This window comes from Sphingomonas sp. M6A6_1c (genome assembly GCF_053345135.1).
In genome coordinates this window covers 607721-618689 of sequence record NZ_JBKEZO010000002.1, presented here as the reverse complement: position 1 = coordinate 618689, position 10969 = coordinate 607721, and the positions used below count along the sequence as shown (strand labels likewise).

Sequence of the window (10969 nt, the reverse complement as noted above, 5' to 3'; positions counted from 1 at the left end):
TGCTTTACCGACCACACGACGCCTTGAAACGCCGTAGACCGGAGCCGCCGCCCACATGTCCCTTCATCTAACTAACAATGTCAAAGAGCCGACAAAAACCGACGCCTCGTCCAACCCTCTTTTTGGGAGGGCGACACCAGCGCCTGATTTTCGGTGACCGTAGAAGCGAACCGTGTGGCCCGTCGCTGCGGTGACGTCCCTCTAGGCGGGGTGTTCCGGGCCGTCAAACGCTTTTTGCATTTTTCCTGTCACAAAACTTCAAGTCCCGGATTTTCGAGGGTTTACGAGATGTGAAGAGCAGGGTCTCTACCGCTACGTCATGGCAATCACCCCCTCGCCCCGCGCAGAATCGGCCGAACCGTTCGGCAATCAGGTGCGCCGTGCCGTGATCTGGCGCTCGGGAAGCCAGATCGGCGCGCAGATGGTGCAATGGGCGGCGACCTTCCTGGTGATCCGCATCCTCGATCCGCGCGACTACGGCCTCTACGCGATGACGGGGGTGGTTCTTGTTTTCCTGAACATGCTCAACGGCTATGGGTTGGCGAGTGGATTGATCCAGCGGGACGACGTTTCGGCGCGTCAGGTGCGGCAATTGTTCGGGATGTTGATCGTGCTGAACGGCGTGCTCGCCGTCGCGCAACTCTGCCTCGCACCGCTCGCCGCGGCATATTACCGGCAGCCGGAGGTCGCCGCGCTGCTGCGCGTCCAGGCGCTGATCTATCTGATCACCCCCTTTGCCGCTCTGCCTTATGCGCTGCTCAGCCGGGCGATGGAGTTCCGCAAGCAGGCGGCGGCCAATCTCGCCGCCTCGCTCGCCGGGGCCGGCGCGGGCTTGGGCGGGGCCTGGGCCGGATGGGGGGTGTGGACGCTCGTCTGGGCGCCGATCGCGCTCTATGCGGTCCGTGCGGTCATGCTGACCTGGGGCGCGCGGTCGCTGATCTGGCCGAGCTTCGACTTTCGCGGCGCCGGTCATCTCGCGCGCTATGGCGGGATGATGGCGGCGGGGCAGTTCTTCTGGTTCCTGCAGAGCCAGATCGACGTCTTCATCGGCGGGCGCCGGTTCGACCCGCACCAGCTCGGCATCTACACCACCGCGCTGTTCCTGGCGCAGATCTTCGTCTCCAAATTCGTGCCACCGCTCAACGAGGTTGCGTTCAGCGCCTATGCCCGGATCCAGCATGATGAGGGTGCGGTGGCCCGCGCCTTCGTGCGCGCGGTGCGCGTCATCATGGTGCTGGCATTGCCCTTCTACCTCGGTCTTGCGGCGACCGCGGAGCCGCTGGTGCTGACGATGCTCGATGCCAAATGGGCGGAGGTGGCACCGGTGGTGCGGCTGATCGCGCTGGCGATGCCGTTCATGACGCTGCAGGTGCTCTATGCCCCCGCCTGCGACGCGCGCGGCCGGCCGGGGATCGGCGCGCGCAACGGCGCAGTCGGTGCGGTGGTGCTCGGCCTCGCCTTCCTGGTCGGCGTGCATTGGGGACCGGTCGGTCTCGGCTGGAGCTGGATCGCCGCCTATCCGCTCTATCTGCTCGCCAGCAGCCGGCGGTCGCTGCCGGTGATCGGCGCGCGCGGACGCGACGTCATCGGCGCGATCGCGCCGGCGGCGGTCGCCGCGATCGGCATGGCGCTGGTGGTGACGCTGGTCGACCGGCTGCTGCCGGCGCTGCCGCCGCCGCCGCGGCTGGCGGCGCTCGTCGCGGTCGGCGCCGCCACTTATGGCGCGTGGCTGGCGCTGTTCGCGCGCGGCACGATCCGCGAGCTGATCGCGCTCGTCCGCAAACGGCCGCTGCCGGCGGCCTGATCAGCCGCCCTGGATATAGTCGCGCATCGCCGCGGCTTCCGCCTCGATACGGTCGATGCGGTATTTGACGAGATCGCCGATCGAGACGAAGCCGACCAACCGCGCGCCCTCGACCACCGGCAGATGGCGGATGCGCCGCCGGGTCATCAGCGACAGGGCGCCGATCACCGGCTCGCCCGGCGCAACCTCCTGCACCGGCTGGGTCATCACCCCGTCGAGTGCGAGATCGAGTGCCGCGACGCCATGCGCAGCGAGCGAATAGACGACGTCGCGTTCGGAGACGATGCCGACGACGCTGCCGTCGTCGATCACCGGAACCGCACCGATCCGGCGTTCGGCGAGCAGCGCCACCGCCTGCCCCAGCGTCGCATCGCGCGGCAGCGAGACCACGTCGCCGCCCTTGTCGCGCAGGATTGCCGCGATCGTCATGCCATTCCTCTCCTTCGTTCCGACTCCGTACGATGCGGATGGCGGTTGCCGGACAGGAGACCACGTTTGCAGCGACTTGGCAAAGAGCGGACATGACGAAGGCCGGCTCCTCGCGGAACCGGCCCTCCAATCACTCAGCGCGACGCGCTCACTCCGCGGCGGGAACGTCCGCGGCGGGGGTGCGGACGCGGCGGCGACGCGGCTTGGGCGCTTCGTCGCCGGCATCGTTGGCGGCCGAGATGTTGAGCGACGGCGGCAGACGATCGGCGTCGACGCCGTTGCTCTCCGGCGCCTCGGCGACCGGTGCGGCCGCCGCCTCGGGAACGGCGCTGGCCTCCGGTGCGGCGTCCGCCTGCGCGTCGCGGCGCGGACGGCCCCGGCGCGGACGCGGTGCGAGCACCGGCGAATCCGCCTCGAGCACCGCTTCGGTCCGCTCCTGCAGATTCTCACCCTCGGCGAGCGGGTCGGCGCGGCGCTGGCCGGCGACCTCGACCGGCTGTTCGGCCGCCTCGAAGCGGGGACGACGGACGCGATCCTCGCGCTGCGGGCGATCCTCACGCTGCTGCTGCGGGCGATCCTCGCGCATGGCGCGCTCCTCGCGCTGCTGCGGGCGATCGTCGCGATTGGCATCCCGGCCGGCGTCGCGGTTGCCGTCGCGCTGGCCACGGTCGTCGCGGTTGCCGCGGTCTTCCCACTGACGCGCCTGGCGCTGCGGCCGATCGTCGCGATTGCCGCGGTCGTCGCGCTGCTGGTCGCCGCGCGTCTGACCCTGCTGGTCGCGCTGGTCGTTGCCGTCCTGCTCGCCGGCGCGGATCGGTTCGCCCTCGTCGCCGTAATCGTCGTCGTCGTTGAGATCGAACGGCTGCTGGCGCTTGGGCTGGCTATTGTCCTCGAACCGGCCGCGCTGGTCGGCGATCACGCGGAAATAATGATCCGCGAACTGGAGGTAATATTCGGTGGTGACCCGATCGCCCTGGCGCTGTGCCTCGCCGGCGAGATTTTTGTACTTTTCGAACAACTGGTTCGCGTTGCCGCGTGCGCGGCTGTCGATGCGGTTGCCGTTGTCGGGCCGACCCTGGCCACCCTGACGGGGACCGTTATTGCCACCATTGTTACCGCCACGACCGCGACGGCGGCCGTTCTGCTGCCGATTGTTGATCAAGCTACTGTCCCATGATCAGAGTATAAATGGTCCCTGGAAAACCAATCCGGTCGATCGCGGCCAATCCCGCATCGACCTGCCCGACCCGGCATCCGCCAGCCGAACAAAGCGCCCTTCCGGGTCGCCGCGTGCCATAAGCGCCGCTCGAGCCTGCCACGGCCACCGATAGTCGGTGGCGACATGACGAAGGATGCGGGTCACCGCGTGCCGATCAACCTGCCAATGCTGATGCTGCGTGCCCCGGCCCAACCAATAGCTGGCGTGAGGCAGGTCCGACAAGCGAAATATGAGGGCCGGCCACGCTTCTTTCAACCCCGCGGCGCCGGACGCACGAGCAGGCAGCGGTCGCGCCCGCCGAGATCGCGATGGATATGGCTGGCCAGCCCCTGGCGAGCGAACAAAGCGGCGACCGATTGTGCCTGGGTATGACCGATTTCCACCGCGGCACAGCCACTTGGCGCGATGAGCCGCGGCAATTGCCGGGCGAGGACGCGATAGTCGTCGAGGCCGTCGGCACCGGCGAACAGGGCGCCGGCGGGTTCGTGCGCGCGGACCTCGTCGGGGAGGGTTTCGCCGGTGCCGATATAGGGCGGATTGGCGAGGACGAGGTCGAAGCGGGCGTCGAGCGCGGCGGCCCAATCGCCGCGGAGGAAACGGGCGCGGTCCGCCATGCCGAGCCGCGCCGCATTGCGGCGGGCGTAATCGAGCGCCGCGGCCGAGCGGTCGATGCCGAGGCCGCGCGCCGGCCATTCGTCGAGCGCGGCGAGCAGCAGCGTGCCCGGGCCGGTGCCGAGATCGAGGATCGTTGCGGGCGCCTCGTCGCCGAAATGGGCGGCGGCGGCGATCAGCAGCGTCTCGCTGTCGGGGCGCGGCACCAGCGCGCCGGGACCGACGGCGAGGTCGATCGTCCAGAAGCCGCGCGTGCCGGTGATATAGGCGACCGGCTCGTGCGCGGCGCGGCGGTCGACCAGCGCGGCGAAGGCGGGCGGGACGGGGCGCGCCATGTCGAGCAGCAGCCGGTTGCGATCGATGCCGAGCGCGTGCGCCATCAGCAGCTCGGCATCGAGCCGTGCGGTGGGGGAGAACGCGAAGCGCTCGGTGGCGGCGGCGAGGGCGGCGCGCATCGGGGCGGGGTCGGGGGTGGTCACGACGTCATGCGCTCTCGTTCGTCATACCGGCACCGGCGAGGCGCCATGGTTGCGGGCGGGCGGCGGCGCGCATCCCCGGCGGCATCGTGTCCATGGGTCCCGGCGTGCGCCGGGATGACGAATAGGGTGCGGTGGGCGCACCGCCGGCATGACGGGCGTCGGCAGCCCCGCTCTGATCGTCATCCCCGCGTAGGCGGGGATCCATAAACGCTGACGGTAGCGATGGATGCGCGGCGTCAGCGGGTATGGATCCCCGCCTACGCGGGGATGACAGTGGAAGGTGTGTGCGCGCGCGATACGCGCGATACGTTGGCCGGCTGCTTGGCGGGGCGGTGAGCGGTGGACGGGGGCGGGCGGCGGCGCGCATCCGCGCAAACGACATCGTGCCCATGGGTCCCGGCGTGCGCCGGGATGACGATAAGGGTGCGCGGGGTGACGAAGCGAGGCGCGTGGTGGCCTCGGCGGGGCCGTGCGTCGGGTGGACGGCGTTGGGCGTCGGAACGGAGCAGGGGCTAGCCACAAGCGTCACGCTCCCTCCTTCGTCATCCCGGCGCGCGCCGGGACCCATGGATACGGGCGGCCGCTGGCGCGCGCCCAGGCTGCCGGCACACTGTCCATGCGTCCGGGCTTCCGCCGGAATGACGAAGCGCGTCCGCAGCGCCCCGCCCTCACCCGTCGAGCGATGCCAGCCGCTCCGCCTCGTCCTGCGCGATCAGCGCGCCGATCAGTTCGTCCATCTCGCCTTCGAGAATTTCGGGCAGGCGGTGAAGCGTCAGGTTGATGCGGTGGTCGGTCACCCGGCCCTGCGGGAAATTATAGGTGCGGATGCGCTCCGACCGGTCGCCCGAACCGACCATCGCGCGCCGCGTGCCCGAGCGTTCGCTCGCCAGCCGCTCGCGCTCCGCCTCGTAGAGCCGGGTGCGCAGGACTTTCAAGGCCTTGGCCTTGTTCTTGTGCTGCGATTTCTCGTCCTGCTGGATGACGACGAGGCCGGTGGGCAGATGGGTGATGCGCACCGCGCTGTCGGTGGTGTTGACCGACTGGCCGCCGGGGCCGGACGAGCGATAGACGTCGATGCGCAGGTCCTTCGCCTCGTCGATGCGGACGTCGACGTCCTCCGCCTCGGGCAGCACCGCGACGGTCGCCGCCGAGGTGTGGATGCGGCCGCCCGCCTCGGTGGCGGGGACGCGCTGGACGCGGTGGACGCCCGCTTCGAACTTCAGCCGCGCGAAGACGCCGGTGCCGGTGACCGAGGCGACGACTTCCTTGAACCCGCCCGCGTCCGAGGACGAGCCGCTGATCAGCTCGACGCGCCAGCCCTGCCGCTCGGCATAGCGCTGGTACATGCGGAACAGATCGCCGGCGAACAGCGCCGCCTCGTCGCCGCCGGTGCCGGCGCGGATCTCCAGCATCGCGGCGCGCGCGTCGGCGGCGTCGCGGGGCAGCAGCGCGAGCGCCAGCCGGCGGTCGGCGGCGTCGAGCGCGGCGCGATTGTCGCGCAGCTCCTCGGCGGCCATCAGCCGCAATTCCTCGTCGCCGGTATCCTCCGCCATATAAGCGAGGCTGTCCGCCTCCTGGCGCAGGCGGCGCACCTCGCCCGCCGCCTGCGCGACGGGTTCGAGCTCGGCATATTCCTTCGACACCGCGACGAAGCGATCGGACGGCAGGTCGCCGGTCGCCATCAGCGCCTGCAATTCGTCACGCCGCGCCTCGATCTGCGCGATCCGTTCGGGGGAGATGGTGGTCATGCGGCCGGTAACAGTGGATTGACGATCGCGGCGACCTGATCAATTTCAACAGCTTGCGCGCCATAACCGCGTTGAGTGAAACGCACGACATCCCCGTCGTTCTTCAATGTGACGATTTGCCGGGGGTTGAGCTTCAACGCGCGATCGAACCTTTTGCGCAAGCTGCCGTTGATAATCGTGTCAGACCGAATGCCGGCCCGGCGCAGGGCCGCCGTCGCCTTGATCGCCAGCGTCTCGAATACCGCTTCCTCAGCGACGACGACGACATCGGGCCGGTCCGCCGCCGGCTCGTCGAGCAGCATCGCCAGCCGCTCGACGCCCGCCGCCCAGCCGACGCCGGGGGTCAGCGCGCCGCCGAGGCTCTCGACCAGCCCGTCGTAGCGGCCGCCCGCGAGCACCGTGCCCTGCGCGCCGAGCCGGTCGGTGACGAATTCGAACGCGGTGTGGCGATAATAATCGAGACCGCGCACCAGCCGGGCGTTGCGCGTCCACGCCACGCCCGCCGCGTCGAGCCCCGCGGTGACCGCGTCGAAGAAGGCGCGCGCCTCGTCGGTGAGATAGGCGTCGATGTCGGGCGCGGCATCGGCGATCGGCCGGTCGCGCGGGTCCTTCGAATCGAGGATGCGCATCGGATTCTTGTCGAGCCGGGTCAGGCTGTCCTCGGACAGCTCGCCGCGATGCGCCTCGAAATGCGCGACCAGACCGGCGCGCCACGCCTGGCGCGTCTCGGCATCGCCCAGCGTGTTGAGCTGCAACGTCACGCCGTCGGCGATGCCCAGTTCGCGCAGCAGCTGGTCGGCCATCACCAGCAATTCGACATCCGCCGCCGGCGCGGCGGCGCCGAGGATCTCGGCGTCGATCTGGTGGAACTGGCGATAGCGGCCCTTCTGCGGGCGTTCGTAGCGGAACACCGCGCCGCTCGTCGTGATCTTGAGCGGCGCATATTGCTGCCAGCCCTCGGTCAGGAAGGCGCGCGCGATCCCCGCGGTGAATTCCGGGCGCAGCGTCAGCGAATCGCCGCCGCGGTCGGGGAAGGTGTACATCTCCTTCGACACGACGTCGGTCGTCTCGCCGATCGAGCGCGCGAACACCTCGGTCGCCTCGAAGACGGGCAGGTCGACGCGGCCGAAGCAATAGAGCCGCCGCACGCGCTCGAACGTCGCGAGCACATGGGCGAAACGGCGCTGGTCGTCGCCGAAGATGTCCTGGGTTCCGCGCACCCGGCGCGGCGTTTCGATACGGGCCATATGCGGGCGCTATCTAGGCGAGGCGGCCGCCAAGCGCTAGCACCCTGACATGACCGATCGACAGGCTTATTGGGGTATCGGCAGCCGCATCGCCCCACCGCGGTTCGCGCTGTTCGCCGTCGTGTTCGTTGCGGCGCTGGCCGGGCTGATTCCCCTGCTCGGCCGCAGCCGCGGACTGATGGCGGCGTTCGACATCGCGGCGATCGTATTCCTCGTCGCGGTCTCGACGCTGTTCCGCCACGGCGAGGCGGCGCGGATGCGGCGCGCGGCGCGCGACAACGACGCCAATCGCGCCGCGCTGCTCGCGATCACCGCGGCGACGATGGTGGTGATCCTGGCCGCGGTCGCCGGCGAGTTGAAGGGGCGCAACGATGCCTATGCGATCGCTCTGGTGATCGCGACGCTGGTGCTCGCCTGGCTGTTCGTCAACATGGTCTATGCGATGCATTACGCGCATCTGTTCTACAGCGCGCGCGAGGACGGGAAGGACGAGGGCGGACTCGACTTCCCCGATTGCAAGGAGCCCGATTATTGGGACTTCCTCTATTTCAGCGCGACGCTGGGCATGACCTTCCAGACCTCGGACGTGCAGATCGGCTCGCGGCGGATCCGGCGGGTGGTGCTGGGCCATACGCTCGCCGCGTTCGTGTTCAATCTCGGCGTGGTGGCGTTCACCGTCAACGTATTGGGCGGCGGCGGCGGGTAAAGGACTGGACGGGTGACCTTTCGCCCGCTTACACATTGCCGCAACATTCTTTCGCCGAAAGCCCTCCATGATCCGCAAGCTCGTCGTCGCGTCCCTCTTCCTGTCCGCCGCCGCGCCGGCCCTGGCGCAGGTGCCCGCCGGCAACAGCGCGCCGCAGCCGTCGCCCTTCGTCGACACGATCCCCGCGCCGCGCGACGTGCCCTATCCCGGCACGCTGAAGGTCGAGGTCGACGCGACCGACACCGAACGCGGCATCTTCCGCGTCAAGGAGAGCATCCCCGTCGCCAAGGCGGGCGCGATGGCGCTGCTGTTCCCCAAATGGCTGCCCGGCGCGCATTCGCCGCGCGGCGAGATCGAGAAGCTCGCCGGGCTGGTGATCCGCGGCAACGGCCGCATCCTGCCGTGGACGCGCGATCCGGTCGACGTCTTCGCCTTCCACATCGACGTGCCCGCGGGCGTGCGCACGCTCGACGTCGAATTCCAGTTCCTGTCGGCGACCAAGCCCGACCAGGGCCGCATCGCGGTGACGCCCAACCTCATCAGCCTGCAGCCCAATTCGGTCAGCCTCTATCCGGCCGGCTATTTCACCCGCCAGATCCCGATCCAGATGACGGTCAAATTCCCGACCGGCTGGACCGCCGCCGGCGCGGTGCCCGCCAAGGTGGCGGGTTCGACCTACGCCTACGACAAGACCAATTACGAGGTGCTGGTCGATTCGCCGATGCTCGCCGGCCGCTACGGCAAGACCTGGCCGCTCAGCGACCGGGTCAAGCTCAACGTCTTCGCCGATTCGCCCGAACTGCTCGCCGCCAAGCCCGAACAGATCGACGCGCACAAGCGGCTGGTCGAACAAGCGGTGAAGACCTTCGGCGCGCAGCATTACGATCATTACGAATTCCTGCTGTCGCTCTCCGACCAGCTCGGCGGCATCGGCCTCGAACATCACCGCAGTTCGGAAAACGGCTCGCGCCCGACCTATTTCACCGAATGGGACAGCAACGTCGCGGCGCGCAACCTGCTGCCGCACGAATTCACGCATAGCTGGGACGGCAAGTTCCGCCGCGGCGCCGACCTGTGGACGCCCGATTATCGCACGCCGATGCGCGGCTCGCTGCTCTGGGTCTACGAGGGGCAGACGCAATTCTGGGGCTATGTGCTGCAGGCGCGTTCCGGCCTGGTCAGCAAGCAGGATACGCTCGACGCTTATGCCGGCATCGCCGGCAGCTACGATCTCGCGCCCGCGCGCCAGTGGCGCAGCATGGTCGACACCACCAACGATCCGGTGATCTCGGCCCGCCGGCCCAAGGGCTGGACGAGCTGGCAGCGCTCGGAGGATTATTACAACGAGGGGCTGATGATCTGGATGGAGGTCGACGCGATGCTCCGCCAGCAATCGGGCGGGACCAAGTCGATCGACGATTTCGCCCGCGCCTTCTTCGGCGTGCGCGACGGCGACTGGGGCGAGCTGACCTATCGCTTCGAGGACGTCGCCGCGACGCTCAACGCGATCCAGCCCTATGACTGGGCCGGTTTCCTGCGCAAGCGGATCACCGAGACGGGCCAGCCCGCGCCGGTCGCCGGCTTCGCGATGAACGGCTACACTTTGGTCTACGGGCCGGAGCCGACCAAATATTTCACCAACGCCGAGAAGAGCGGCACGGTCAACGTGACCTATTCGATCGGCCTGTCGATCGGCAAGGACGGCGAAGTCGCGCAGACGATCTGGGATTCGCCGGCGTTCAAGGCGGGGATCGACGTCGGCACGGTGATCCAGGCGGTGAATGACAGCGCGTATAGCGGCGATGCGATCAAAGCAGCGATCGTCAATGCCCAGACGTCGAAGCAACCGATCCGATTATTGCTCAAGAATGGGCCACGTTACCGCGAAGTCGCCATCGACTATCACGGCGGCCCGCGGTATCCGCGCTTGCAGAAGACCGGCACGGGCGAGACCGGGCTCGACAAGCTGTTGGCGCCGCGCTGAGGGGCGGCGGCCAAGAATTGTGAAGGACATGCATGCGTATTGATCTCATTCCGGTCGGCAAGAACCCGCCCGACGACCTCAACGTCATCATCGAAGTGCCGACCGGCGGCGAGCCGGTGAAGTACGAATTCGACAAGGCGTCGGGCGCGCTGTTCGTCGATCGCATCCTGCACACGCCGATGCGCTATCCGGCCAATTACGGCTTCGTGCCGCACACGCTGTCGCCCGACGGCGACCCGCTCGACGCGCTGGTGATCGCGCGCTCGCCGTTCATCCCCGGCTGCGTCGTGCGCGCCCGGCCGATCGCGGTGCTCAACCTCGAGGACGAGGCCGGCGGCGACGAGAAGCTCGTCTGCGTCCCCGTCGACGAGGTCTTTCCTTATTATTCGAACGTCGGCGGCCGCGCCGATGTGCCGGAGATCGTGTTCGAGCAGATCGAGCATTTCTTCACGCACTATAAGGACCTGGAAAAGAAGAAGTGGGTGCGCGTCGGCACCTGGGGCGACCGCGACGAGGCGCGCCGCATCGTCCGCGAGGCGATCGAACGCTACGACGAGGCCAAGGCGCAGGGCGAAGAGCCGCACGAATACGACGTCCCCGGCCGCGACTGAGGGATACGGGGCGCGCCAGCGGTCGCGCCCCGACCTGCCCCCCGAGGGGGGCGACCCGTACCACCTTGCGACCGTTCGCCCCGAGCTTGTCTAAGGGTGGTTTACGATCGCGAGCATGAGGCTTCGACAG

General features: G+C 68.7%; 9 protein-coding genes. 4 read left to right on the top strand and 5 right to left on the bottom strand.

Annotation, left to right across the window (positions count from 1 at the left end; genetic code table 11):
• Positions 1–319: 319 nt before the first annotated feature.
• Entirely contained in the window at positions 320–1804 is a 1485-nt protein-coding gene (locus tag ACLBWH_RS06075; RefSeq protein ID WP_447797463.1) for a lipopolysaccharide biosynthesis protein, read from the top strand.
• Here ACLBWH_RS06075 and ACLBWH_RS06070 read toward each other — a convergent pair whose 3' ends face one another.
• The 5 genes from ACLBWH_RS06070 to hisS all read right to left on the bottom strand — a co-directional run bounded on the left by ACLBWH_RS06070 (position 1805) and on the right by hisS (position 7538).
• Positions 1805–2233: a CBS domain-containing protein gene (locus ACLBWH_RS06070; protein ID WP_447797461.1), complete on the bottom strand. Its 429-nt coding sequence runs from the start codon at positions 2231–2233 to the stop codon at positions 1805–1807.
• 148 nt (positions 2234–2381) lie between these two features.
• A complete protein-coding gene (locus ACLBWH_RS06065) occupies positions 2382–3395 on the bottom strand; it encodes a DUF4167 domain-containing protein (protein ID WP_447797459.1) in 1014 nt (337 codons plus the stop codon).
• Between the two features lie 308 nt (positions 3396–3703).
• Positions 3704–4519 carry a peptide chain release factor N(5)-glutamine methyltransferase gene (gene prmC / locus ACLBWH_RS06060; RefSeq protein WP_447797505.1) on the bottom strand — a complete coding sequence of 272 codons (816 nt, stop codon included), beginning with the start codon at positions 4517–4519 and terminating at the stop codon, positions 3704–3706.
• 692 nt (positions 4520–5211) lie between these two features.
• Positions 5212–6291: a peptide chain release factor 1 gene (gene prfA, locus ACLBWH_RS06055; protein ID WP_322848068.1), complete on the bottom strand. Its 1080-nt coding sequence runs from the start codon at positions 6289–6291 to the stop codon at positions 5212–5214.
• Positions 6288–7538: a histidine--tRNA ligase gene (gene hisS / locus ACLBWH_RS06050; RefSeq protein ID WP_447797457.1), complete on the bottom strand. Its 1251-nt coding sequence runs from the start codon at positions 7536–7538 to the stop codon at positions 6288–6290. The genes prfA and hisS overlap by 4 nt, the downstream gene beginning before the upstream one ends.
• Positions 7539–7587: 49 nt before the next feature.
• Here hisS and ACLBWH_RS06045 point away from each other — a divergent pair, with 49 nt between their 5' ends.
• The 3 genes from ACLBWH_RS06045 (at position 7588) to ppa (ending at position 10839) form a co-directional block, all read left to right on the top strand.
• Positions 7588–8244, top strand: a complete 657-nt coding sequence (locus ACLBWH_RS06045) for a DUF1345 domain-containing protein (protein WP_447797455.1) — start codon at positions 7588–7590, stop codon at positions 8242–8244.
• Positions 8245–8311: 67 nt separating this feature from the next.
• Positions 8312–10228, top strand: a complete 1917-nt coding sequence (locus ACLBWH_RS06040; RefSeq protein WP_322848071.1) for a M61 family metallopeptidase — start codon at positions 8312–8314, stop codon at positions 10226–10228.
• 32 nt (positions 10229–10260) lie between these two features.
• A complete protein-coding gene (ppa, locus tag ACLBWH_RS06035) occupies positions 10261–10839 on the top strand; it encodes an inorganic diphosphatase (RefSeq protein WP_322848072.1) in 579 nt (192 codons plus the stop codon).
• The last annotated feature ends 130 nt before the right edge of the window (positions 10840–10969 follow it).